We start from the raw sequence: 24984 nt of genomic DNA on the forward strand, positions 1-24984 counted from the left end.
TTGCAACGTCGTGTTCTAATAGTTAGCCCCCATTTCCCTCCGATTAATGCAGCCGACCATCAAAGAGTCAGGATGGCTTTACCTTATTTGCAGGAGTTTGGCTGGCAACCCCACGTCCTAGCAGTACAACCAGAAGCAGTACAAGGAGTTTGTGATCCATATTTACAATCTACTATTCCTAAAGATATTCCCATTACCTACATCAAGGCTTTACCAGTTCAATATACTAAGATTTTAGGTTTAAGTAATCTAGGTTGGCGTTGTTTGCCTTACTTAATTCCTGTAGGAGACAAGTTGTTACGAGAGAAGTCTTTTGATTTAATTTACTTTTCTACTACTGTCTTTCTTTCTATGGGTTTAGCTGCCAGATGGTTTAAAAAGTTTGGAATACCTTATATTTTAGATTTTCAAGACCCGTGGTTGAGTGATTATTATCAACAGGAAGGAAAAGAAGCAATTCCTCCTGGTGGGAGATTGAAGTATGGCTTTGCTCAGTTGATGGCACGCTATCTAGAGCCTAGTGCAATGCAATATGTCCATCATGTAACTAGTGTCTCTTCGGCTTATCCAGAAATATTGCAACAAAGATATCCTTGGCTAAAATCAAAACAATTTAGCGTCTTACCTTTTGGCGCACCCGAAGCAGATTTTAAATTATTACCAACTTTAAACATTAAACAAAGTATTTTTGATCCTAATGATGGCAAGATTCATTGGGTTTATGTAGGTCGAGGCGGTGCAGACATGGCAAAAGCACTAGAAGCTTTATTCAGAGCTATCCAAGTTAATCGTAGTCAAAACCCTCAACTATGGAAGTCGGTTAAGTTACATTTTGTCGGGACTAGCTATGCCCCAAAAGGACGAGAAACTAAAACCATTGAACCTATAGCTGTAGCTTGTGGAGTAGAAGATTTAGTCACAGAACATCCTTTACGAATTCCGTATTTTGAAGCTTTACAAATTCTCAAAGATAGTAACGGCATTTTGTTAATCGGTTCTAACGATCCTAATTATAGTGCTTCTAAGATTTATCCTTGCATTTTGGCACAAAAACCTATTTTAGGAATATTCCACGAACAAAGTTTAGTAGTTGATGTAATTGAACAAACTCAAGCAGGGGAAGTAGTGACATTTAGAAGTGAAGATGAGTCAGAAGATTTGATTAAAGCACTAACAGCAAAAATCAATCAGTTATTCAAACTTTCCCAAAGTACACCTCCTAATATTAATTGGTCAGCTTTCCAGCCCTATACAGCTAGAAATATGACCGAAAAACTATGTCAAATATTTAATCAATACGCTTTATCATAGATGACTTCTCAATTTTTAGATTTTAATCAAACTCAATCATTATCTTTACAGTTTTCGGCTCAACAAAAAAGTTTATTTCTGAAAGGATTTTGGATTTTTTCTGCTCTAAGTTTTTTCTTAATCATTACGGCTAAAGTAGATTTACTGAGTATTTTCGGAGCATTAATAATTGCAGTAGCAGCACTTTATCCTAGTTATTTATGGTGTTGCGATCGCGCTAAAGGATTACCTTTATTTCCTTTATTGGCAATCAATTATTTATTTACTCACAGCTTTCCTTTAATTGCTAAAAATGTTAATGTTCAAGAGTATTCTCCGACAGCACATTTTATTTCATCTTTAATAGTTGCCAGTTTTTTAGTAGTAGCAACTTTTACTTGGCTATCTTATGTTCAAACCAGTAGGATAGATTCAACCAAAGTTAAAGAATTTAGTAAAAAGAACATCTTTCCTTTTTTTATTAGTATTTTGATTCTTACTATTATCTATCAAATTACTTTTAGTTCTGGTTTTTTATGGTCTATATTACCTAGCTCAATTGTATCGACGATAAGAGTAATCACAAGTAGTTTAGCTTTTTTTGCTGTAATCATTATTAGTAATCTACTGGGAAAAAATTCACTTAAAAAAAATCAAGCTTATTTATTCTTAGTTACATTAACAATATTAATATTTGTATCAGGTACATCTTTGTATCTAAATATTCCTGGATTTTATGTACTATTTGCTAGCCTAGGTTGGATGTTAGGTTCGGGAAAAATTCCGTGGCGTTTGTTACTTATATCTTTTTTAATTATAGCATTTTTAAATATTGGGAAAGGAGCTACTCGTCATTACTATTGGAGTCTTCGTAATTCAGGAGTTAAACCTTCAGAATATATTCGAGTATATCAAAATTGGATTAATAATTCTTTAAAAGAGATACAACAACCTGCTGAAAATATTTTGCCTGAAAATATGGTTGAAAAGAAAACTAAAGATAATAGTTTGATTAATCGCTCTAGTGTGATTCAAATGCTCCTCAAAATTCAAACTGAAACTGGTACAGAAAAACCATATTTGTGGGGTAAAACTTATTTTATTATTCCTCAACTATTAATACCTCGAATTCTAAATCCCAATAAGATTCGTGGTGGAGAAGCCAACCATATCTTAAGTGTTTATTATGGATTGCAAAATTATCGACAAACTATTACAACTTCTATTGGTTGGGGATTATTACAAGAAGCCTATGCAAATTTTGGTTGGTTAGGTTGTATGGGACTAGGAGTGTTTTTGGGTAATTTATATGGTTGGGTTACTCGGTGGTCAATGAATACTTCTAGCTTATCATTTCGCTTTTTAGTATCTTTAATTTTTGTAACTTTAGCTTTTAAAGTAGAGGTTACTATGGGAATTTTTATTTCTGTAATTTTTCAGAGCCTCATAATTTTATCAGCCATACGAATATTTTTAATGAAGACTAGTTTTAATAATAATTCTGTAACTTGACCAACAAATCTATTTAAAAATTATGTCTTCTAAATATATCAAATCTTTTGATGGTCTAAGAGCGATCGCAATTATTTTAGTAGTCTTAGGTCATGCTAAAAATACCATTCATATTCAAGGTAGTGTTAGTCAATATGTAACTAGATTAATAGCTAATAGTAATTTGGGAGTTAGGCTTTTTTTTGTTTTAAGTGGTTATTTAATCACAATGTTACTCTTGAAAGAAATTCAAATTAATAAAACAGTTAATATTAAAAGTTTTCATCAGAAGCGAGCCATTAGAATTTTTCCTGTCTGTTACTTTTTTATTTTAATTGTGTTTATTTTGAATATAATTTGTAATTGGAATGTCAGCTTAAAAAACTTTTTAGCAGCAGCGACTTTTACTTGGAATTATCAAGGTTTATGGAATCATACACCTTGGGGTGCTGGCAACTGGTTTTTGGGACATTTATGGACTCTTTCTTTGGAAGCACAGTTTTATTTAATTTGGCCTATTATTTTAGGAATTTTAGGTATTTATAAAAGTCGTTATTTTGCTTTGTTTATAATTATTTTATTGCCATTTATTAGACTTGCTAGTTACTTTCTATTTCCTGCGCAGAGAGGATTATTAGGAATGATGTTTCATACCGCAATAGATAGTATTATGGTTGGTTGTTATATAGCGATAATCAACAATTATAAACATGATTTTTTGAAAAAAGTTTTGACAAATATTTTTAAACACAAAAATATTTTCCTTGGATTTTTGGTTCTTTGGCTATTTTTAATATCTCCGACTTTGGGCTATATGATTCGAGGATTTGGAATTTCTATAGGAATAACTATAGATGCCATTGCATCTGGATTGTTAATTGCTTGGCTTCATAATAATCCCAGCACAGCTATTAGTAAATTTTTAGGTAATGCAATTCTAGTTTATATAGGAAAAATTTCTTACAGTTTATATTTGTGGCAACAATTGTTTTTAACTGATTTAAATACTACTTTTTTGGGACAGTTTCCTTACAATATAGGATTTAGTTTTTTAGCTGCTATTATTTCTTATTATTTGATTGAAAAACCCTTTTTAAAACTTAAACCTAAAACTCAAAATTCAATAATTACTCAACAATCAAGCTAGGAGGAAGTTACTCTTGAAACTAGCTATTATTACTTCCCATCCTATTCAATACTATGCTCCGTGGTTTAGTTATATTAACCAAAACACTAACCTAGAGTTAAAAGTTTTTTATCTCTGGAATTTTGGAATAACAGAAACAATTGACCTAGAATTTAAAAAATCTATTAAATGGGATATTCCTTTGTTAGATGGATACAATTATGAATTTGTACCGAATGTAAGTAAAAATCCAGGAACAAAAAGTATTAAAGGATTACAAAACCCTACTTTATTATCAACAGTTGCTAAATATAATCCAGACGCAGTAATGTTAATCGGTTATAATTATGCAAGTCTTTATCGTTTTATCTTCCAGTGGAATATTAATCAAGCACCTTTAATATTTAGAGGTGATTCTCATTTATTACAATGTCCAAAAGGATGGAAAGCTTCTTTTAGACGTAAATTTATTTCATTAATATATAGTCGCTTTGCTGCTTTTTTATATGTAGGAAAAGCCAACTATGAATATTTTACTTATCATGAAGTCAAATCGAAGCAGTTATTTTTTGCACCTCACGCTATAGATAATAATAGATTTTTACAAGCAGCAGAGCCAGCTAAAAAAGAAGCTATTAAATGGAAAAAAGAATTAGGTATTCCCGATCATAACAAAGTTATTTTATTCGCAGGTAAATTTAATTCTAAAAAACGTCCTCTTGATTTACTTCAAGCTTATAAACAAGCAAATTTAAAAGATGTTGTTCTTTTATTTGTAGGAGGAGGAGAATTAGAAACTGAGCTAAAAAAACAAGCAGCAGAGCATCCTAATATTTTCTTTGCACCTTTTCAAAATCAGCAGATGATGCCTCGCACTTATGCTATAGCAGATTTATTTATTTTACCTAGTTATGGTTACGGTGAAACGTGGGGTTTAGCTGTTAATGAAGCTATGTGTTTATCCTGCCCTATTATTGTTAGTAATCATGTAGGCTGTGGACAAGATTTAGTAAAACCTTATCACAATGGTCTAATATTTGAAGCAGGAAATATATCTGATTTAACTAAATTAATAAAACTTGCTTTTTCTAATTCGGAAAGGTTAAAACAGTGGAGTTTTAAAAGCAGTGAAATAATTCAGCAGTATAGTTATCAACAAACGACAGAAGGATTACTTAAAGCTCTTAGTCATATTTAAAAAATTAAATAAGGATTATTAAAAAGATGCTTTTACCGAATTTTATTTTTGCAGGCGCACCTAAATCTGCTTCTAGTACTTTATTTGAATATATTAAACAGCATCCTGATATTTATATGTGTCCAATCAAAGAACCTTTTTTCTTTGACTTTAACTATGAAAAAGGAATTGATTGGTATCAAAGTTTATTTAGTAACTATCAAGGAGAAAAAATTATTGGAGAAGCTACAGTGTGGTATATGAGATGGAAAAGTGTACCTCAACGTATATATCAAACTATTCCTAATTCAAAATTTCTTTTTGTTTTGCGAAATCCTATTGAGCGAGCTTTTTCCAATTATCAAATGGATCTTTTCGGAGGCAAATATACTTTAGATCAAACTTTTGGTTATGTAATCCGCAATGAATTTAAAGATTCAAGTATTGATCGTACCATAGTAAGTTCAGGCTTTTATTACGAACAGCTTAAGAGATTTGAAGAGTACTTTGATCCCAGTAATTTTCTAATTATTTTATACGAAGATTTGAAAAATGATCTTCGTGCAGTTGAGAAAAAAATTTATGAATTTTTAGATGTTGATTCTAATTTTCAAGCAATAAATCCTGATAACCGCATGATTGGTCGTTGTTTAAAAAATGAAAAACTTTTAATTAAATTATCTCAATTACCTGGTTTTAATAAAATTTGGCAGAAACATCGTCAGTTTAGAAAATTATTTATCTACGAAAATTCTACAATTAATAAGCAAAAAATTGCAACTATGAGCAAGGAAGATCGTGAATATCTAAATTTTGTTTATGCCAAACATAATGATTTGCTTAGTAAATATATAAATCAAGATTTAAGTCATTGGCAATAAGTAGTATTTCTTATGTTAATTTCTCAAGTTCCATCAAAAATTCATTTATGGTTACCTGATATTTTTGCTTTTAAAGGTGGTATTCAAGTTTATTCTGCTTTTTTATTACAAGCTATACAAAATATTTATCAAAAAAAAGCAAATTATAGTGTTTTTCTCAAACATGATCAAAATTTTTCATTAAACAGTTTATATTTACCTGATACTAATTTTTACTTTGCAGGAAAAATTCCTTTATCTTTGCGCACGCCTTTTTTTGCCACGCAATTAATTTCTTATGGTATTTGGCAAAAACCCGATCTAGTAATTATTACTCATCTCAATTTTACTGTTGCAGCTTATTATTTAAAACGCTTGATGGGAATTCCTTATATTGCGATCGCGCATGGGGTAGAAGCTTGGAATATTACTAACCCTAAAATACAAAAAGCTTTACAGTACGCAGATAAAATTTTAGCAGTAAGTAACTACACTAGACAACGGTTATTAAAAGAGCAAAACTTAGACCCCATTAAAGTATCTATCTTACCTAATACTTTTGACAGCGATCGCTTTAAGATTGAATCTAAACCAACTTATTTACTGAATCGCTATCATCTTAAACCCGATCAACCAGTCATACTAACTGTTAATCGTCTTGCGAGTCAAGAATCATATCGGGGATATGACCGTATTATTGAAGCCTTACCTTATATTCGGCAACATATACCTAATGTTCATTATATTATTGTTGGCAAAGGAGATGACCGCGAGCGTTTAGAAAAATTAATCCTTCAACAAAATTTACAAGATTGCATTACCCTAGCTGGGTTTATTTGTGATGAAGAATTACCAGCTTTTTATCAACTCTGCGATTTATTTGCCATGCCCAGTAAACTAGAAGGTTTTGGTATAGTTTATCTTGAAGCCTTAGCCTCTGGAAAACCAGTTTTAGGAGGTAATCAAGATGGTGCGATCGATGCTTTGTGTGATGGAGAATTAGGTATACTAGTAAATCCCGACAATGTAAAAGAAATTGCTACTAATATCATAAACATTTTACAAAAAAAATCTAATCATTCGTTAATCTATCAACCACAACAGTTAAGAGAAAAAGTAATTCAAAATTTTGGTTTTGATAAATTTCAACAAACTTTGGCTAATTTATTAGAACAGTTATTATTTGAAGTAAACTAAATGAAAGTTTTACATATTATTCCCTCTATCTCGCCTGTAAGAGGAGGTCCTAGTCAAGCTGTTTTAGAAATTGTTAGCGCACTTTGTAACCTAGATATTGAAGCAGAAATTGTTACAACTAACGATAATGGCAATAGTCTTTTAGATGTTCCTTTATGCAGTAAAACCCAATATCAACAAATTCCTGTTTGGTTTTTTCCTCGTTTTTCACCATCAATTCATTCTTTTAGAGAATTTGCTTTTTCTAGTCAATTAACTAGTTGGTTGTGGCGCAATATAACTAATTACGATCTATTGCATATTCATGCTATTTTTTCTTATCCTTCAACAATAGCAATGTATATTGCTCGTCTTAAAAATATTCCTTATATTTGTCGACCTTTAGGTCAATTGTGTCAGTGGTCTTTACAACAAAGTTATCAAAAAAAACAAGCTTATCTTAGTTTAATTGAAAAAGCTAATCTTAATGGCTCACAAGTATTACATTTCACCTCAGAACAAGAAAAGCAAGAAGCAGCTAATCTCAATTTAGAATGTCCTAGTTTTATTCTTCCTCATGGTATAGCTATTCCAACTCAAATACCAGAAGCAAGAAGTAAATTGCGACATCAACTACAAGTAAGAGAAAATGAACCAATTATTTTATTTTTATCTCGATTACATCATAAAAAAGGATTGAATTATTTAATTCCTGCTTTAGGAAAAGTAACTCATCAATCTTTTACTTTTGTTTTAGCTGGAAATGGAGATGCTGAATATGAAATTGAAATAGAAAAAATGTTACATCAATATAATATTTATAATCGAACCCATCGAGTTGGTTTTGTCGAAGGAGAATATAAAAATTTGTTACTACAAGGTGCGGATATTTTTGCTCTTACTTCTTTTTCAGAAAACTTTGGGATTGCAGTTTTAGAAGCTTTAGGAGCAGGAATTCCTGCTTTAGTTACCCCTGGCGTTGCTTTATCCTCTGTGTTAAAACAGGAGCGAATTGGATACATTACGGATTTAGATATCAATGCTATTACTTCATCAATTGAATATTGCTTAAATAATTTACCAGAATTAAAACACAAAGGCGATCGCGCTCGTCAAGTTATTTTAGAACAATATACTTGGGACAAAATAGCTACCAAAATGAGTAAAATATATCAAACTATTCTTAATAATCAAAATTTAACTAATTATTGATCAATAAAATTTAGAATTAATCACAATTAAAAGCTTAAGTATTTTTTACTTAGAAAAAACATTTTAAAACCAAAATAAAAAATAATTGTACTTTATTTATGCTTCAACAAATAACCCCGTTAATTCTTACTTATAATGAAAGTTTAAATATAGAGCGTACTATTCAAAAATTAACTTGGGCAACCAAAATTATTGTAATAGATAGTTACAGTACAGATAATACTTTAGAGATTCTGCAAACTTATCCTCAAGTAAAAATTTTTCAACGAGAATTTGATACTCATACTCAACAATGGAATTATGGCTTAGAACAAGTCAAAACAGAATGGGTTTTATCGCTTGATGCCGATTATGTTTTAACTGATCAATTGATAAAAGAAATAAAAGCTTTACCACCAAATCTTGCTATAGATAGTTATTTTACTCGATTTAAATATTGTGTTTTTGGTCACCCACTACGAGGAACTATTCTTCCTCCTCGACAAATTTTATTTAAAAAAGAAAAAGCAATTTATATTGACGATGGACATACTCAATTATTAAAAATAAATGGTCAATTTGCTTATCTTTCTAACTATATTCTCCACGATGACCGCAAACCTTTAACTCGCTGGTTATGGGCGCAAGACCGTTATATGATTATTGAAGCAAAAAAATTATTAGAAACTTCGACGTTAGAATTAAGTCTAGGAGATAAAATTCGTCAACAAAAAATACTTGCTCCTTTTATTATTTTCTTTTATTGCTTAATTCTCAAAGGCGGAATTTTAGATGGTTGGAGGGGTTGGTACTATGCTTTCCAACGAACTTTAGCTGAAATTTTACTTTCCATACGTTTAATTGAAAAAAATAATAACTTATACTAATATTACAACTGTCGACTCCGAAAAGTTTCTCTTCAATCGTCTGATCTTAAAAATGACGTAAGTTCAGTAACTAAAAAACTATTTATTAAAACTGGTTTTTTTATCTTTGTTTTTAGAGCAGTTACAGTTCAAAGTAGTGTCTTAATTTATATTATCTAGGAGATTTTTCTTCTTTTAACTTGTCTTCGGTCACTAGTAGTTTTATATTTAAAAACTAAAACACTAAAACTTTTAATGGTTAACTTAGAAAACTATCAATATTTTCTGATTGTCGATCTTGAAGCTACTTGTTGTGACCGCAAAACCATACCTCGCCATCAAATGGAAATTATTGAAATTGGAGCGGTAATAATTGAAGCTAAAGAGCTTAATATTATTAGTGAGTTTCAAACTTTTATTAAGCCAATCCGTCATCCAATCTTAACAAATTTTTGTCAACAGCTAACTAGTATTACTCAAAAACAAATAGATTCTGCACTTAATTATTCTCAAGCGATCGCTGTATTTAAAGAATGGTTATATGCCTATTCTAATTTTATTTTTGGTTCTTGGGGCGATTATGACCGCAAACAATTTGAACAAGATTGTCAATTTCATCAAGTAGCTTATCCTATAGCTAGTAAACATATTAATCTTAAAAAACTTTTTTCTACTAATCAAGAATTAAAAAGTACATACGGGATGAAACAAGCTTTGCAACTAGCTAAGATTGAATTAGAAGGGACTCATCATCGAGGTATTGACGATGCTAGAAATATTGCTAAGTTAATGCCCTATATTCTCGCCAGAAAAAAAATAGAGTGACAAAATATTTATCAAATAAAATAATCTGAGTTACTAATTAAGTACTAAGGCAAAATTAAATCTAAAATAAAGCTTTTATTGCTTTCCTCTGCACCCAAAGCACCTACGCTCCCTTTACATTTTTCCTTTTTATAACTATGAATTCGCCCACCTACTTAATAGTTGAGTTGAATTTAAACGCGATCGCTATAAGCCAAATTTTATTATTTAATATAATCAATATTTTGATTTGTCAAGCACAATATTGTAAAAAAAATTTATCTCTAAATTGCTTATTTACTATTACTTTATTTTCTTAAGTAGCTAGAGCCTTGATTTTTAGTATATTTAAGGATTTATGTTATTAAACTTTACACAATCTTGATGGTAAACAACTACAAACTAAGTTATATATTGTTTAAGTCTTTATGCAAAGATTAAAGAGTTTTTGCTTAAGAATATCTACTTATTTTTATCTATTTCTTGATTATTTGCATCTTATTTAAAAGAGCAATCTTACTCACTCACACACATCTCTAAACACAAAATGAATAATCAAATATGTCAATCAAAATTGACGCAGTTGAAGCTATTTAAATCGACCAGCGTATCCTTTTTGACTAATAGTTTACTGTTCATAATTGTTTTATGTTTAAGTTTATTATCAGAAATTACTTATGCTAAACCAGGATACAGTGCTGACACAATCAAACTAGTTTATGGACCCTTCAATTGCTCTCTTTCCGTTGATGCTTTAGAAACTTATGCTAATACAGGAGAAATTACGCAAGAGTTACGTTTATATACTAAGTTTTTAGATGAAGATACGTTAGTCCAGTTACGTGATTGGCTACAAAAAAGATTTAATTCTAATCACGTTAAACTATCTCGCTTTACTAATACTCCTCAAGGAGAAAAATTATTAAAAGAATTAGGTCAAGTTGTCCAAACTCATTCTGAACGAAATGGTTTTTACGCTCTACGTTCTGCTTTAGTAGAAGCTGCTGCTCAACCAGAAGGTTGGACAATTATTGATGCAATTAGACAATTTCCTACAGATAGTCTTCAGATTAATACTAAAGATTTATTTCAACTAAAAGACTTTTGGCAAGAATCTAGTCAAGTTTTTTAGCTGATTAATTAGGATGGGACTATTCTCATCCTTTTTTGTAAGTTTTAAGTATCGTAATGAATTACTCAATTTCAAATTGATGGAAGCAATTTCTAATCAAGTTTTTAACCTAAAAGCGATCGCGTTACGATAATAAAGTAAATAATACCAAAAACTGCATCAAATGTGTCACGCTAGAGATTAGCATGAGCATTTCAGCAAATTTACGAAGATTCAGGTTTTTATTTCTGATATACTTCCTTATTCACGCAATGAGGCAATCTTGTACCTTGTAATCCAGCAATTAAATTATCGACCGCCATCTGTGCCATTTTTGCTCTAGTTTGATAACTAGCACTGCCAATATGAGGAGTAATAATAATATTATTTAGTTTTAAAAGAGGACTATCCATCGGGATTGGTTCGGGATCTGTAACATCCAAAGCTGCACCAGCAATTTGATTATTTATTAAAGCCTGATATAAAGCTTGTTGATTTATGATCGCACCTCTAGCTGTATTAATTAGAATGGCAGAAGACTTCATTAATTGCAGCTCGCGATCGCTAATTAAATGTTCAGTTTCTGGTGACAAAGAAGTATGCAAAGAAATAATGTCTGCCTGCGATAATAAAGTATCCAATTCTGCGTACTCTACACCAATTGATTCTTCTAATTCCTTGTTTTTTCGCCGTCGACTGTAATAGAGAACTTTCATGTCAAATCCTCTAGCACGACGAGCTACAGCTTGACCAATTCTTCCTAAACCAATAATACCTAAAGTAGCTCCCTGTAAATCTGCCCCTAGTAATAAAGTTGGTTCCCAAGTTTTCCATTCACCAGCTTGAACAAATCTTTCTGCCTCTACGATTCTTCTTGCTATTGCCATTAATAATGCCCAAGTAAGATCGGCAGTAGCATTAGTAAGAACACCAGGAGTATTACCAACAGGAATATGTTTAGCAGTAGCAGCAGCTACGTCAATATTATCGTAACCTACTGCCATTTGACTAATTACTTTTAAAGATTTGCCTGTTTCTATTAGTTCTCGATCAATAGAATCGGTAAGTAAACATAGTAAACCATCGATTTCTTTAACTTTATCTAGTAATAGTGAATAAGGCGGTGGTTGTCTTGCTGTCCAAATTTCTATTTCTGCAATCTGATGTAATGGTTCTAAATCAATCTTGGGAAGATGACGAGTAATAAATACTTTAGATTTAGACATAGTTATACTTATTCTAAAGAATTTTTTTATGGTTTATAATCCTAGAACTTCTATTAAATTAATTTTGAACTTTGCTTTTTAAAATCTGGTTTTAGTTTTCTATGAAATAAAGTAAAATCAAACCATACTTTAGCAAGTTGAATAGTCAATAAAATTAAGAATAAAGGATTATTAATTAAATATCTACGCCAGAGTCTAGTTGGTTCTTTAATCAAACGATATAACCATTCAAACCCCATTTTCATCACCCAACGCGGTGCTTGGGAAATTTCGCCACTGTGGAAACTAAACGCTGCACCAACTCCAATCATCACAGCTTGTAATTTGCCTTGCTGTCTTGCCATCCATTCTTCTTGTTTAGGACAACCTAAACTAACCAAAACAACTTTTGCACCAGAAGCGTGAATTCTGGCAATATCTTCCGCTTCTTCTGCTGCGGTTAAAGTACGAAAAGGAGGAGAATGAGTACCAGCAATAATTATATGAGGAAACTTTTGGTGAAGATTGTATTCAAGTTTTTTGAGGGTAGTTTTTTTATTACCATATAGATAGATCGGAATGCCAAATTGTGCAGCACGATCGCACCAAGCTAACATTAGACCTCCTGCAAAAGTCTAAGAAAACTAGGTAAAATAGCAAAAATCTAGAATTGGATTAATGACTTATCAACAAGTTAAAAATCTGAAAGCGACGGACTTCAAACGATTATATGGAGTCTCTCCAGAAGTTTTCAAGAAAATGGTAACAGTTGTAAAAGCAGAAAAAGTATGGCAAAAAAAGACAGGCAGACCTAGCAAATTAAGTACAGAAGACCAAATATTAATAACTCTGGAATATTGGCGAGAATATCGTACTTATTTTCATATTGCAATTAATTGGGGAATTAATGAAACAACTGTCTTAAGAATTATTAGAAAAATAGAAAATATATTAGCTAAATCGGAATTATTTAATTTGCCAGGAAAAAAAGTAGTTCGTGCTAGCAATGGCACAATTGAAACAGTAGTAGTAGATGTGTCAGAACATGAAATAGAAAGACCCAAAAAAAACAACAATGCTATTACAGTGGTAAGCAAGGGTATCATACATTAAAGTCTCAAGTTTTGGTAGATATAAAAACAAAGCAAATAATCTGTACAGCTTATAGCAAAGGAAAAGTGCATGATTTCCAAATCTGGAAAACCAGTCAAATTGGCATAGATAAAAACATAGAATGTTTAGCAGATAAAGGATATCAAGGACTGAAAAAAATTCATGTTAAAAGTAGAACACCTTTGAAGAAAAAGAAAAATCAAAAATTAAATAAGCAAGAAAAACAGTTTAATCGTAAGTTAGCTAAACAAAGGATAATTGTAGAACATATTCATCGTTGCTTAAAAATATTTAAAATTTTATCAAGTAGATATCGAAATCGAAGAAAAAGATTTTGTTTGAGATTTAATTTAATTGCTGGAGTTTATAATTATGAGATTTTTTTGAAAAACAATTTGTGAATTGTTTAACACTTTCGCAGGAGGTCTATTAAGTCTGGGCCATATACTCTAGTTTGTTTTTTGACTCCCAACCAACGCATTGCCCACACCAAGGGCATTCCATCAGGAGTAACTAAAGCTGCATTATTTAAAATATGTTTGTAGGTTTGCTGCCAATAAGCTGTCATCACTACATGAACATTAGCAGCCACAATATAACAAGAACTATTTTTTGATGCCCAATCTTGAATGCGATCGCAAGCATCTTCATAACTGGTATTGTAAATAAAAGTAGATATAAGTTGGATTTTTTTAATTAGGTGATTCACTTCTGGCTATTAAATCTCTACATAGTTGTAATTAAAGATTTCCCAGAAGTAATAAAATTGCGATCGGGGTTATTAACTAACTCTTTGACTAGCTGCGGTTTGGAAGAAATTTAGGTACTGTTGATAACCGCCTGGAAAAACCACATTTAATCTCAGTGGATCTTCCGTATCTCGATGATCTCCAGGGCCTTCAATGATACGCCACTCTGTTTGAGGCGCACCGCTATCATGGTTAGTCCAACTTTCTAGCTTAAGTGGTTTGCGATTTTTGACCTCTCCATGACTACTATCAACATAAACAGTCACGTTTTCAGTTTGAAATTCTCGACCAATAGCTTGAATTAATTCTAAAAATCCGCGATCGCTACCACCTCGACAAAATTCAAGTTGACCGTTGTTTTCTTCAGCTTTACTGGTAACTGTATCACCTACCCCAACTATAGTAGGCATGATTTCAGGGTCAAAATTATCTTTAATTAAATCAAGTAATGCTTGTTGAGATCTGGGTGCTTGTCTGGCATTAAAATCTTTTCCCAAAGGATAGCTTCCCGTTTGACCGTAATAATAATGATTGAGAATGACTAAAACACCCACTTCTTTAATTGCACCACGCAACATAAATTGAAAATCTGTTGTCCCCGAATTTTGTCCTTGTGCTAACTCAATTCTTTCTTGTCCTTGAGCATCTCTACCCAAATTAGGAGCATAATGAACAAAAAATGAGTTTTCTAGAGCTTTTTGTTGAGCTTTTTGCAGTAATTTTTCTAACAGTCTTTGAATTTCTTGTTGCAGTTGCCGATAACTTTCTGTTTCCTTCCGCAGTACTTCATAGAAAATATTGAGATTAACTGTTGGTGAAACAGGATTATCTAATACTGTAGCTTGAATCAATTTGTCAATTTGGCTTGCTGCAAGATTATAGGGTTCATCAGGCAATATTTGTTGTAAATAAGCTTCAATTTGTTGAGGAACTTCAGCTAAAAAAGCCAATTCTGCACTACTTACTCCTGGATGGGAAACATTGCCATAACAATCTTGCCATTGCACCCCACCACCAGCTAAACCAGGTAAATATAAACCCTTTTCTTTAATTAAATCAGGATTACCAAAAGCTTTTTCAACAATTAAATTGACTCCTCGTTTACCAATATGTTCTCCATTGGTTAAGACAAAAAAGTGACCTGCAAAAGCTTGAGTCGCTTCTAAATATTTCTTGTCGATGACTCTGGCTAAAGGATCTTTAACTAAACCCATACAAACGCCATCAAGATCTTGAATAATGAGAATATTTTCTCGTTCAGTCAGTAACTGAGTTAGAGTTTGATGATCTAAAGAGAAAGAACGTTGATGTAGAGGGCATCTTTGTGGTTTGAGATGTTTGTTTGAAATAGCAGACATTATAAAAATTTAACCAAAATCAATCAGACTTGTTTTGCTTAAGATAACAAACACTTGTAGTTTATCAATTGATAAACTAAATTAATCTACCTAAAAATTATATTGTTCCTGAAAAATTAAGTTTTGTATCGCTTTTTTGAGCTAGTTAAAGGAAAATGTCAAGAAAAAATTTTATCTAGGGAACAATATCAGTAATATCTTGCTCGCTCCCACACAATAATTAACACCAATGCCAAATTCCATAAATAGTAAAATTGCTCTAGTAGCTTCTCTAGGACTGGTATCAGCTTTTGGTTCAATTGTATTAATCAGCCATTGGTGGCGCGGACAGAATCAAACTAATTTTGTCACCACTCCAACGACTTCTTTCGGTAACGAATTATTTTCTCCAGTAACGGCTAAAGCTTCACCTTCTCTAGATGAAAGTAGGGCTAGTTTTCAATTAGCAGCCCGTTTAATTGATCAAAATCAAGGACAATCAGCCTTACAAAAGTTACAAAATTTAGAACAAGATTATCCTTTACTTGCCCCTTATATTCTGCTCAAACAGGCAAAAGCTCAAGAACTAGCTCAAGAAACCTCTCAAGCACAAGAAAGTTTGCTAAAACTGGTTAATAGCTATCCCGATTCTCCTGCTACAGCCGAAGCACTCTACTTATTGGGAAAAAACAATTCTGATTATTGGCAACAAGCGATCGCAAAATTTCCTTATCATCCCCGTACTCATCAAATCATTCACCAATTATTAGAAGCCAATCCCAATCAAACCAAATTAATGATTGTATTGGTTAAATATACTCCAGACGCTCAAGGCGTAGACCAAATTAGAGAGCGTTTAGTAAAAGAATATGCAGATTCATTAACTCCTTCAGATTGGCAAACTATTGCCGATCATTATTGGCAAAAATGGGATTATGGCAAAGCAGGAAAAGCCTATGCCAAAGCATCTGTTACCTCTCAAAATCTTTATCGCGCTGGCAGAGGTTATCATCTTGGTGGCGATAAAATCACGGCACAAAAATATTATCAACAACTAATTCAACAATTTCCTGATACAGAAGATACTGCCTGGGGTTTACGACGTTTAGCCACGATAGTTGATAAGCAACAAGCAATTAGTTATCTCGATACAGTAATTAATAAATTTCCTACTCAAGCTGGAGATGCCTTAGTCGAAAAAGCCAAAATACTTGACTCCCTCAACAGCAATGCCTCTGCCCAACAAACCCGTCAATTACTTTTAACTAAATATACCAATTCTGATGCAGCAGCAGAATATCGCTGGCAAATCGCTCAACAATATGCACAAAAAAATGATTTAGTTGCTGCTTGGCAATGGGCGCAACAAATTGCTATTAATAATCCCAAGCATTCACTTGCCCCTAAAGCTTCTTTTTGGATTGCTAAATGGGCAACTAAATTAGGACGCAGCGAAGATGCCAAAACAGCGTTTGAATCGGTTCTGATGCGCTACCCTCAATCTTACTACGCCTGGCGATCGGCAGTAGCTTTGGGATGGAATGTAGGTGATTTTGATACAGTACGTCAATTAGAACCCCAGGTAACTAAATTATCTTCTAATTTTGTTCCTACCGCTGGTTCAGAAGTGTTTCAAGAATTATATCAACTTGGATTAAAAACAGAAGCCTGGAATCAATTTCGAGCAGATCTATTGAATCAAGAAAAGCTTTCAGTTGCAGAAGAGTTTACTTACGGTTTGATGGAATTAGATCAAGGTAAAAATTTACGAGGTATTAATCGCATTAGCGAGTTAAAAGAGCAAGAACAACCAGAAAACCAAGCAGAATGGCAGAAATTACAGCAAACTCCAGCATATTGGCAAGCTTTATATCCTTTTCCTTTTGAAGATAAGATTCTGAAATGGTCTGAAGTAAGAAAACTAAATCCTCTCTTGGTAACTGCCTTAATTCGTCAAGAATCGCGATTTGAACCTGAAATTGAATCTTCTGCTGGTGCGTTGGGTTTAATGCAAGTTATGCCAGAAACAGGGAAATATGTGGCTCAACAAATCGACTTGCCCAATTATTCTTTAACAAATCCCGAACACAATATCAACCTCGGTACGTTTTATCTTGACTATACTCATCGTAAATACAATAATAATTCGATGTTAGCAGTAGCTAGTTACAATGCTGGACCTAATGCTGTAGCTAAGTGGGTATCTAGATACGGTTTGGAAGATCCTGATGAATTCGTCGAACAAATTCCCTATCAAGAAACTAAAGGCTATGTCGAATCAGTATTTGAAAATTACTGGAATTATATGCTGATTTATAATCCTGAAATTGCCCAATTATACCAACAGATTAGTAAAAGTTAGTATTGTTAATTGTTGATTATTCATCCCTCATAATTAGTAACTGGTAACTGGTAACTGGTAACTGATATTACTTCAGCAAATCTTAAATTAATTGTGCATCGGTATTTAGTAGTTAATTAAAATTGCGAGGATGAGAACGATTTGGTAAAGAATTTACTTGCTCGCGTAATAGCAATAAAGGAATACTCAAAAAACCTAAAGTCATTACTACACCAGTCATAATCCAAATTAGCAAACGATTAGGGCGATAATTTCCTCGTTCAATTTGCCAATAAACTCGATTGTATCGCCAAGCAGCTAAAGCGATCGCGACAATGCCAAAGATAACCAAAGCTACACCCAAATTCTCTGAATTAAAAAAGGGATGTACCTTAGATTCCTGTTGAGTCAAAGCCACATCAAGCTGGCGCAAAAACAAACCAAAACGTGCGATCGCAAAACCAAAACCAATTAAAGCAATAGAAGTACGTAGCCAAGCTAGAAAAGTGCGTTCGTTGGCTTGATGTTCTCGTTGACGATCAATTTTGGGTGTTTTATTCATAGCGCGATCGCTTTACCTAGATTCAATTAAAACGGTTACGGCTGCTACCGCAATTAACATTTCATCATTTTTATCGTTCAATTCAGCAATGGCTCTTCCTTGAACTATCATCCCACCTGATTCTACCGTGAGAGTTTTCTTTCCAAAGGGTAAGACGGCTATAACTTCTTCTTGCCTAACTTGTTCGGGATAAGGTACGGCTACTTGGACTTCAACAATCATTTGATTAGGATGAGTCAAACCAACTACTTCCCAAACCCCAGGTAAGGCGTTATGAGCAATAGCGTTCCGTACTGCCCTGGCTGCTGCTACGGTAGGATCTTGACCATGTTGATCGATTCCCATCCCCATTTCAATAATTAAACGTTTACGTTCTGAAGTCATTTAAGAAAAAATTGCTAGAGCTTATAGGCTCACTTTACGATATTGAAGTCTCAAATGTTTGATCGATTCCGTTCCTTCTACAAATGTATCTCGACGAATTTCTTGTAAACCTGACTTTCTAAACTGAGCTAATTCTCCTTCTGACAAAGCCCAGGGGGGTCCTTCTGGTTCGTTTTTATCATCGCGGAAACGAGTAATGATTAAGAGCGTTCCTTCTTCAGCTACTAAAGAGGCAACTGTATTAATTACTTGTGACCTAACATTTAAAGGTAAAGCTTGAATATTGCGACATTCATAAACTAAATCAAAATGATGCTGCCAGGTTTGATCTAAAGCAAATAAATCCGCAACCAGATAATTAACAGAAGACTTAGGAAATCTTTGTTGACACCAAGAAATTGCAGTTGGAGAAATATCAAAGGCAGTGACAGCAAATCCTTGTTTTGCCAAAGCTTCTGCATCATCGCCTAAACCACATCCAATTACTAAAGCCGACTTTCCTTTTCCTTCGGGGGAATAACGTTCTAACCAATCTTGTAAATAGGGGTGGGGTGTATTCTTTGCCCAAGGAACTTGATTTGAATCTCCATTCGCTTCAGCATATAAAATTTCAAACCATCCTGACGGGTTGGCTTGATTAATAGATTCAGTCGCTAAAGATTTGACTTTTTCTCGTAGAGTTTGGGGTTGTTGTTCAAACATCAGTATTTTGTTATTATTAATAATTTTTTTTGTAGAGCGATCGCTTTAAATTAAGTGATTAACTTTAGTTCAAAATTTTGCTACTAATAAGTAGTTGAACAAAATTAAATTCATAGGTCGAGGTAGGGAATAGGGAACAGAGAAAAGAGAACAGAAATACAAAATGTGTAATTAATTCTGTCTATGTAGTTAGTTTATTTAATCGGGAAAAAATGCTCGATTACAAACTTGCTCTACTGCAAAAGGACAATTGAGAGGAAAGGTATCAATACTTAATTCAGTTTCATCGCTAGCATCTTCGCGGGCATTTAAATAACATTCTAGAAAAGTCATTTCTAAGTGAATTTTTAGGACTGGATGCTTTTTAATCAGTCTTTCAATCTGTTTTCTCGCTTCTCTAATGGTAGCCTTCCAGCTTGTACTTCGATTCTGAGGTTGGTATTTCCATTTGAGTAAGTGCATCAACAATCTAGTTAATTGACTCTCTAGGGCATCCCTGTGACGATTTCCCAAATCTTTAACCTCTTCAATTAAATGCACCAAATCTAGTTCTTCCCAACGCTTTTGTTCTAGCAATAAAGCTTGTTGATCAGCCCAAGCGATAAAGTCTTGACTATACATTAGATTTGTTCTATGTAAATTAAGTAGATCTAACTAATCTGATTGTGATCATTTTATTAAAAAATTTAATCCCCTAGCCTCTCCAGGTAAAATTAAATAACTATAGCAGCCAACCTAGAGTCAACCGAATCAAACTCGATAGCTCAAACCTTCTTTAATTAATTTGTCTTTGCCAACATTTTAGTTTATCAAAATGAATAATAATCAACTGCCACCCCAACAGGGTCTATACGATCCTCGCTTCGAGCATGATGCCTGCGGTGTTGGATTTATCGTCCACATGAATGGCAAAAAATCTCACGAGCTTGTGGAACAAGCTTTAACGATTCTGGTTAATCTTGAACATCGTGGTGCTTGCGGTGCGGAGACAAACACAGGTGATGGAGCGGGTATTTTAATGCAAATACCCCATAAGTTTTTTAAGAAGGTAGCTGCCCAGGAAAATATTACTCTGCCAGAATTGGGAGAATATGGTGTTGGCATGATTTATTCTTCTCCCGATCTCGTAAAAAGAGAAGAGGGGAGAAAAGTATTTGCAGAAATTGTCGCCGAAGAAGGACAACAAGTTTTGGGTTGGCGTAACGTGCCAACGGATAACTCATCTTTGGGTAACACTGCTAAATCAAGCGAACCCTTTATGCAGCAGGTATTTATCCAACGCGCTCCCAATTTAGATGAAGCAGCCTTTGAACGAAAATTATTTGTCATTCGTAAACGGACTCATAAAGCAATTCGTAAAGAGTTAGGAGATTCTTTTTGGTACGAATCTAGTGTCTCCTGTCGCACGATTGTTTATAAAGGAATGTTGATGACAATGCAGGTAGGGCAATATTATCCCGAACTGCATGACCCCGATCTAGAAAGTGCTTTAGCTCTGGTACATTCGCGTTTTAGTACCAATACTTTTCCTAGTTGGGAAAGAGCGCATCCCTATCGTTACATCGCTCACAATGGGGAAATAAATACTTTACGAGGCAATATTAACTGGATGCACGCTCGCCAATCTCTGTTTAAGTCGGAGTTATTCGGCGAAGATATGAAGAAGGTGCAAAATCTAATTAATATCGATGGCAGTGACTCTAGTATTTTTGATAATACATTAGAACTACTGGTTTTAGCAGGGCGATCGCTTCCCCAGGCGGTAATGATGATGATTCCCGAACCCTGGACTGCTCATGAATCAATGAGTGATGAGAAAAAGGCGTTTTATGAATATCATTCTTGTTTGATGGAACCTTGGGACGGTCCAGCATCGATCGCGTTTACTGATGGCACAATGGTAGGGGCAGTATTGGATCGCAATGGTTTACGTCCTTCTCGCTATTATGTTACTAAAGATAATCTGGTAATTATGGCATCAGAAGCGGGAGTCTTACCTGTCGCTCCCGAACAAGTAGCTTTAAAAGGGCGTTTAGAACCAGGTAGAATGTTCCTGGTCAATATGGAAGAAGGAAGAATAGTTGCCGATGAAGAGATTAAACAGGCAATTGTCACAGAGCATCCCTATCGAGAGTGGTTGAATCGCTATTTGGTAGATTTGGCATCTTTACCCGAAGCAAAAGTAGCAAATGATTTCGCCCCTGTCTCTTCAGAAGATTTAACCACCACCATCCAACAACAGATGACCTTTGGTTATACTTTTGAAGAGTTGCGGATGTTATTAAAACCAATGGCTCTCAATGGAGTGGAAGCAGTAGGTTCGATGGGTTCGGATACTCCTTTGGCAGTGCTTTCAGATAAACCCAAACTTCTTTATGATTATTTTCAACAATTATTTGCTCAAGTAACCAATCCTCCTATCGATTCAATTCGGGAAGAAATTGTTACTTCTCCAGTAACTACTATTGGTGCAGAACGCAATTTACTCGCTCCTCAACCAGAAAGTTGCCATTTGATTAAATTAAAAACTCCTGTAATTAGTAATGAGGAACTGCTCAAACTCAAACATCTGAACGGAGATTTTAAATCAATTACGCTACCGATTTTATTTAACCCTCAAGAAGGGGTGCAGGGTTTAGAGGCAGCTATTGATCGCATTTGTAGTGAGGCAGATCGAGCCATTACCGATGGCACAAGTATTCTGATTTTAAGCGATCGCGGTATTAACAAAGACAATGCTCCCATTCCTGCTTTGTTGGCAGTGGCAGGGTTACATCACCACCTCATTCGTGGAGGAACTCGTACCCAAGTTGGCATAGTTTTAGAATCTGGTGAACCAAGAGAAGTTCATCATTTTGCCGTTTTACTGGGTTATGGTTGTGGCGCGATTAATCCTTATCTCGCTTTTGCTACGATTGAGGAGATGATCCAGCAAGGCATATTAACTGATGTTGATCATCAGACTGCTTGTAAAAACTATATCAAAGCAGTTACCAAAGGAGTAATTAAAATTGCATCTAAGATAGGTATTTCTACTCTACAAAGTTATCGCGGAGCGCAAATTTTTGAAGCCATTGGACTGAACCAATCAGTAGTAGATCGTTATTTTGCCTGGACAGCCTCCAGAATTGAAGGAGCAGATTTAGAAGCGATCGCACGTGAAACCATTTTACGTCATCGTCATGCTTTTCCCGACCGGGAAGTTAACGGACACACTCTAGATGTAGGCGGTGAATATCAATGGCGTAAAGATGGGGAGGCGCATTTGTTTAGTCCCCAAACCATTCACACCCTACAACAGGCGGTCAGAACAGGTGATTATGAACTTTATAAGCAATATGCCAAGCTGGTAAACGAGCAGAATCAACAACGCTTTACCCTCAGAGGATTATTAGAATTTAAAGACCGCGAACCAGTTCCCCTGGAAGAAGTAGAACCAATTGAAGCAATTATGAAACGGTTTAAGACTGGGGCAATGAGTTACGGCTCAATTTCCAAAGAAGCACACGAATCTTTGGCGATCGCGATGAATCGGATCGGTGGTAAATCCAATACAGGGGAAGGAGGCGAAGATCCAGAACGTTATACCTGGACAAACGAACAGGGCGATTCTAAAAACAGTGCGATCAAACAAGTAGCTTCGGGAAGGTTTGGTGTTACCAGTTTGTACTTATCCCAGGCACGAGAACTCCAGATCAAGATGGCACAGGGAGCAAAACCAGGAGAAGGAGGACAGCTACCAGGCAAAAAAGTTTATCCTTGGATTGCTAAAGTTCGTCATTCTACGCCAGGTGTGGGCTTAATCTCTCCCCCACCCCACCACGACATTTACTCAATTGAAGACTTGGCTGAATTAATTCACGATCTAAAAAATGCTAATCGAGAAGCAAGAATCAGCGTTAAATTAGTCTCGGAAGTTGGAGTAGGAACGATCGCTGCTGGAGTAGCCAAAGCCCATGCAGATGTAGTCTTAATCTCTGGTTTCGATGGTGGTACAGGTGCATCTCCCCAAACCTCGATCAAACACGCAGGACTACCGTGGGAACTTGGTTTAGCTGAAACTCATCAAACCTTAGTCTTAAATAACCTCCGTAGCCGAATTGCGGTCGAAACCGATGGTCAAATGAAAACTGGTCGTGATGTCGCGATCGCTACCCTACTAGGTGCTGAAGAATTTGGTTTTTCCACTGCGCCTTTAGTTACCTTGGGCTGTATCATGATGCGTGTTTGTCATCTCAATACCTGTCCCGCAGGAGTCGCGACTCAAGACCCTATACTGCGTAAAAACTTCATTGGAAATCCAGACTATACCGTCAACTTTATGAAGTTTATTGCCCAAGAGATGCGAGAGATTATGGCAAGTTTAGGCTTCCGTACCCTCAATGAAATGGTGGGGCGTACCGATGTGTTAGAAGCGAAACAAGCGGTAGATCATTGGAAAGCTAAAGGAATAGATCTTTCTAAAATCCTTTACCAACCAGAAGTTGATTCAGAAGTTGGTCGTTATTGCCAAATTCCCCAGGATCATGGTTTGGATAAATCTTTAGATCTCACCCTCTTACTCGATCTGTGTAAACCAGCGATTGAGAAAGGAGAAAAGGTTAAAGCAACCCTACCGATTAAAAATACCAATCGGGTAGTAGGAACAATTTTAGGTAACGAAATTACTAAAAGACATTGGGAAGGCTTACCAGAAGACACGATTCATCTTCATTTCCAAGGTAGCGCGGGACAGAGTTTTGGCGCATTTGTCCCCAAAGGAGTAACCCTAGAATTAGAAGGAGATGCCAATGACTACCTTGGTAAAGGTTTGAGTGGTGGCAAAATAATTGTTTATCCCGACCAAAAATCTACTTTTGTGCCAGAGGAAAATATTATTATTGGCAACGTTGCCTTTTATGGTGCAACTAGTGGAGAAGCTTATATCTATGGCATAGCAGGAGAAAGATTCTGCGTTCGTAACTCTGGTGTGAACGCTGTAGTTGAAGCCATTGGCGATCATGGTTGTGAATACATGACTGGCGGGAAAGTCGTGATTTTGGGCAAAACTGGACGTAACTTTGCTGCGGGTATGAGTGGCGGAGTCGCCTACATTTTAGATGAACAGGGAGATTTTGCTATTCGTTGCAACACTCAAATGGCAGACATCGAACCTTTAGATGAAGAAGACAGAGAAATTGTCTACCAAATGATCGAAAAACATGAAGATTACACCAAGAGTCAGAAAGCAGCTAAAGTTCTGGCAAATTGGCAAGAATTTGCTCCTAAATTCGTCAAAGTAATGCCTAGAGACTATAAACGAGTATTACTTGCTATTAAGCAGGCGATCGCGGAAGGCTTAAGCGGTGACGATGCCCTCAATGCTGCCTTTGAAGCCAACGCCAGCGATGTTGCCCGTATTGGTGGCAGTTAACAGTGAGCAGTCAACAGTTATCAGTTATCAGTAAGCAATTGATAATTGATAACTCAGCGAGCTAAATTAATAATTTTTTTCTTCAT

The 24984-nt window shown here is 34.7% G+C and carries 20 protein-coding genes and 1 pseudogene; 13 read left to right on the forward strand and 8 right to left on the reverse strand.

Going from position 1 to position 24984, the window contains the following annotated elements:
* The 10 genes from STA7437_RS10915 to STA7437_RS10960 all read left to right on the forward strand — a co-directional run bounded on the left by STA7437_RS10915 (nt 1) and on the right by STA7437_RS10960 (nt 11113).
* On the forward strand, nt 1-1311 hold the full coding sequence (locus tag STA7437_RS10915; protein WP_015193447.1) for a glycosyltransferase family protein: 1311 nt from the start codon (nt 1-3) through the stop codon (nt 1309-1311).
* Nucleotides 1312-2802 (forward strand): TMEM199/VMA12 family protein, encoded by a 1491-nt coding sequence (locus STA7437_RS10920; RefSeq protein ID WP_015193448.1) that lies wholly within the window; start codon nt 1312-1314, stop codon nt 2800-2802.
* A 22-nt stretch (nt 2803-2824) separates the two neighbouring features.
* A complete protein-coding gene (locus tag STA7437_RS10925) occupies nt 2825-3928 on the forward strand; it encodes an acyltransferase family protein (protein ID WP_015193449.1) in 1104 nt (367 codons plus the stop codon).
* 13 nt (nt 3929-3941) lie between these two features.
* Nucleotides 3942-5105 (forward strand): glycosyltransferase family 4 protein, encoded by a 1164-nt coding sequence (locus STA7437_RS10930; RefSeq protein ID WP_015193450.1) that lies wholly within the window; start codon nt 3942-3944, stop codon nt 5103-5105.
* Between the two features lie 26 nt (nt 5106-5131).
* Nucleotides 5132-5965, forward strand: coding sequence for a sulfotransferase family protein (locus STA7437_RS10935; RefSeq protein WP_015193451.1), 834 nt, complete (start codon nt 5132-5134; stop codon nt 5963-5965).
* Nucleotides 5966-5977: 12 nt separating this feature from the next.
* Nucleotides 5978-7141, forward strand: coding sequence for a glycosyltransferase family 4 protein (locus STA7437_RS10940; protein WP_015193452.1), 1164 nt, complete (start codon nt 5978-5980; stop codon nt 7139-7141).
* The gene (locus STA7437_RS10945) at nt 7142-8332 is read left to right on the forward strand and encodes a glycosyltransferase (RefSeq protein WP_015193453.1); all 1191 of its coding nucleotides are present in this window, start codon (nt 7142-7144) and stop codon (nt 8330-8332) included. It abuts the gene before it with no gap.
* 98 nt (nt 8333-8430) lie between these two features.
* Nucleotides 8431-9198 carry a glycosyltransferase family 2 protein gene (locus tag STA7437_RS10950; protein ID WP_015193454.1) on the forward strand — a complete coding sequence of 256 codons (768 nt, stop codon included), beginning with the start codon at nt 8431-8433 and terminating at the stop codon, nt 9196-9198.
* A gap of 234 nt (nt 9199-9432) precedes the next feature.
* Complete coding sequence (locus STA7437_RS10955) at nt 9433-10002, forward strand: 3'-5' exonuclease (protein WP_015193455.1); 570 nt, start codon at nt 9433-9435, stop codon at nt 10000-10002.
* 595 nt (nt 10003-10597) lie between these two features.
* Entirely contained in the window at nt 10598-11113 is a 516-nt protein-coding gene (locus STA7437_RS10960; RefSeq protein ID WP_041619323.1) for an alpha/beta hydrolase, read from the forward strand.
* A 221-nt stretch (nt 11114-11334) separates the two neighbouring features.
* Here the strand turns inward: STA7437_RS10960 and STA7437_RS10965 are convergent, their stop codons facing one another.
* Both STA7437_RS10965 and STA7437_RS10970 read right to left on the reverse strand, forming a co-directional pair.
* A complete protein-coding gene (locus STA7437_RS10965; RefSeq protein ID WP_015193457.1) occupies nt 11335-12318 on the reverse strand; it encodes a 2-hydroxyacid dehydrogenase in 984 nt (327 codons plus the stop codon).
* A 53-nt stretch (nt 12319-12371) separates the two neighbouring features.
* Nucleotides 12372-12914: a WecB/TagA/CpsF family glycosyltransferase gene (locus tag STA7437_RS10970; protein WP_083856855.1), complete on the reverse strand. Its 543-nt coding sequence runs from the start codon at nt 12912-12914 to the stop codon at nt 12372-12374.
* Between the two features lie 61 nt (nt 12915-12975).
* Here STA7437_RS10970 and STA7437_RS25475 point away from each other — a divergent pair.
* Nucleotides 12976-13811 (forward strand): IS5 family transposase gene (locus STA7437_RS25475; RefSeq protein WP_216087037.1). Its coding sequence is split into 2 segments (ribosomal slippage): nt 12976-13366 and nt 13366-13811, totalling 837 coding nucleotides; the frame shifts between segments, so codons are not numbered across the junction.
* A gap of 26 nt (nt 13812-13837) precedes the next feature.
* Here STA7437_RS25475 and STA7437_RS10985 read toward each other — a convergent pair.
* Both STA7437_RS10985 and stpA read right to left on the reverse strand, forming a co-directional pair.
* Nucleotides 13838-14107 (reverse strand): annotated as a pseudogene (locus STA7437_RS10985) (WecB/TagA/CpsF family glycosyltransferase); the annotation flags it as partial.
* Between the two features lie 84 nt (nt 14108-14191).
* Nucleotides 14192-15517 carry a glucosylglycerol 3-phosphatase gene (stpA, locus tag STA7437_RS10990; protein ID WP_015193458.1) on the reverse strand — a complete coding sequence of 442 codons (1326 nt, stop codon included), beginning with the start codon at nt 15515-15517 and terminating at the stop codon, nt 14192-14194.
* Between the two features lie 229 nt (nt 15518-15746).
* Between stpA and STA7437_RS10995 the strand changes: the two genes are divergently transcribed.
* The gene (locus STA7437_RS10995) at nt 15747-17858 is read left to right on the forward strand and encodes a transglycosylase SLT domain-containing protein (protein WP_015193459.1); all 2112 of its coding nucleotides are present in this window, start codon (nt 15747-15749) and stop codon (nt 17856-17858) included.
* A 112-nt stretch (nt 17859-17970) separates the two neighbouring features.
* Here the strand turns inward: STA7437_RS10995 and STA7437_RS11000 are convergent, their stop codons facing one another.
* From STA7437_RS11000 to STA7437_RS11015, 4 genes are all read right to left on the reverse strand, one after another.
* Entirely contained in the window at nt 17971-18399 is a 429-nt protein-coding gene (locus STA7437_RS11000; RefSeq protein WP_015193460.1) for a YidH family protein, read from the reverse strand.
* A gap of 12 nt (nt 18400-18411) precedes the next feature.
* Entirely contained in the window at nt 18412-18783 is a 372-nt protein-coding gene (locus STA7437_RS11005) for a Lin0512 family protein (RefSeq protein WP_015193461.1), read from the reverse strand.
* 21 nt (nt 18784-18804) lie between these two features.
* Nucleotides 18805-19485 (reverse strand): class I SAM-dependent methyltransferase, encoded by a 681-nt coding sequence (locus tag STA7437_RS11010; protein ID WP_015193462.1) that lies wholly within the window; start codon nt 19483-19485, stop codon nt 18805-18807.
* Nucleotides 19486-19683: 198 nt separating this feature from the next.
* Nucleotides 19684-20106, reverse strand: coding sequence for a DUF29 domain-containing protein (locus STA7437_RS11015; protein ID WP_015193463.1), 423 nt, complete (start codon nt 20104-20106; stop codon nt 19684-19686).
* A 193-nt stretch (nt 20107-20299) separates the two neighbouring features.
* Between STA7437_RS11015 and gltB the strand changes: the two genes are divergently transcribed.
* Nucleotides 20300-24898 (forward strand): glutamate synthase large subunit, encoded by a 4599-nt coding sequence (gene gltB, locus STA7437_RS11020; RefSeq protein ID WP_015193464.1) that lies wholly within the window; start codon nt 20300-20302, stop codon nt 24896-24898.
* Nucleotides 24899-24984 lie beyond the last annotated feature (86 nt).

The organism is Stanieria cyanosphaera PCC 7437, from assembly GCF_000317575.1.
In the GTDB taxonomy this organism is placed as follows: domain Bacteria; phylum Cyanobacteriota; class Cyanobacteriia; order Cyanobacteriales; family Xenococcaceae; genus Stanieria; species Stanieria cyanosphaera.

What these genes read in the sequence shown, in the direction of transcription:
- STA7437_RS10965 (WP_015193457.1), bottom strand. Translation starts at nt 12,318, where the DNA reads ATGTCTAAATCTAAAGTATTTATTACTCGTCATCTTCCCAAGATTGAT.
- STA7437_RS11015 (WP_015193463.1), bottom strand. Translation starts at nt 20,106, where the DNA reads ATGTATAGTCAAGACTTTATCGCTTGGGCTGATCAACAAGCTTTATTG.
- STA7437_RS10945 (WP_015193453.1), top strand. Translation starts at nt 7,142, where the DNA reads ATGAAAGTTTTACATATTATTCCCTCTATCTCGCCTGTAAGAGGAGGT.
- STA7437_RS10940 (WP_015193452.1), top strand. Translation starts at nt 5,978, where the DNA reads ATGTTAATTTCTCAAGTTCCATCAAAAATTCATTTATGGTTACCTGAT.
- STA7437_RS10995 (WP_015193459.1), top strand. Translation starts at nt 15,747, where the DNA reads ATGCCAAATTCCATAAATAGTAAAATTGCTCTAGTAGCTTCTCTAGGA.
- gltB (WP_015193464.1), top strand. Translation starts at nt 20,300, where the DNA reads ATGAATAATAATCAACTGCCACCCCAACAGGGTCTATACGATCCTCGC.
- STA7437_RS10955 (WP_015193455.1), top strand. Translation starts at nt 9,433, where the DNA reads ATGGTTAACTTAGAAAACTATCAATATTTTCTGATTGTCGATCTTGAA.
- STA7437_RS10935 (WP_015193451.1), top strand. Translation starts at nt 5,132, where the DNA reads ATGCTTTTACCGAATTTTATTTTTGCAGGCGCACCTAAATCTGCTTCT.
- STA7437_RS11010 (WP_015193462.1), bottom strand. Translation starts at nt 19,485, where the DNA reads ATGTTTGAACAACAACCCCAAACTCTACGAGAAAAAGTCAAATCTTTA.
- STA7437_RS10970 (WP_083856855.1), bottom strand. Translation starts at nt 12,914, where the DNA reads ATGTTAGCTTGGTGCGATCGTGCTGCACAATTTGGCATTCCGATCTAT.
- STA7437_RS10925 (WP_015193449.1), top strand. Translation starts at nt 2,825, where the DNA reads ATGTCTTCTAAATATATCAAATCTTTTGATGGTCTAAGAGCGATCGCA.
- STA7437_RS11000 (WP_015193460.1), bottom strand. Translation starts at nt 18,399, where the DNA reads ATGAATAAAACACCCAAAATTGATCGTCAACGAGAACATCAAGCCAAC.
- STA7437_RS10920 (WP_015193448.1), top strand. Translation starts at nt 1,312, where the DNA reads ATGACTTCTCAATTTTTAGATTTTAATCAAACTCAATCATTATCTTTA.
- STA7437_RS11005 (WP_015193461.1), bottom strand. Translation starts at nt 18,783, where the DNA reads ATGACTTCAGAACGTAAACGTTTAATTATTGAAATGGGGATGGGAATC.
- STA7437_RS10950 (WP_015193454.1), top strand. Translation starts at nt 8,431, where the DNA reads ATGCTTCAACAAATAACCCCGTTAATTCTTACTTATAATGAAAGTTTA.
- stpA (WP_015193458.1), bottom strand. Translation starts at nt 15,517, where the DNA reads ATGTCTGCTATTTCAAACAAACATCTCAAACCACAAAGATGCCCTCTA.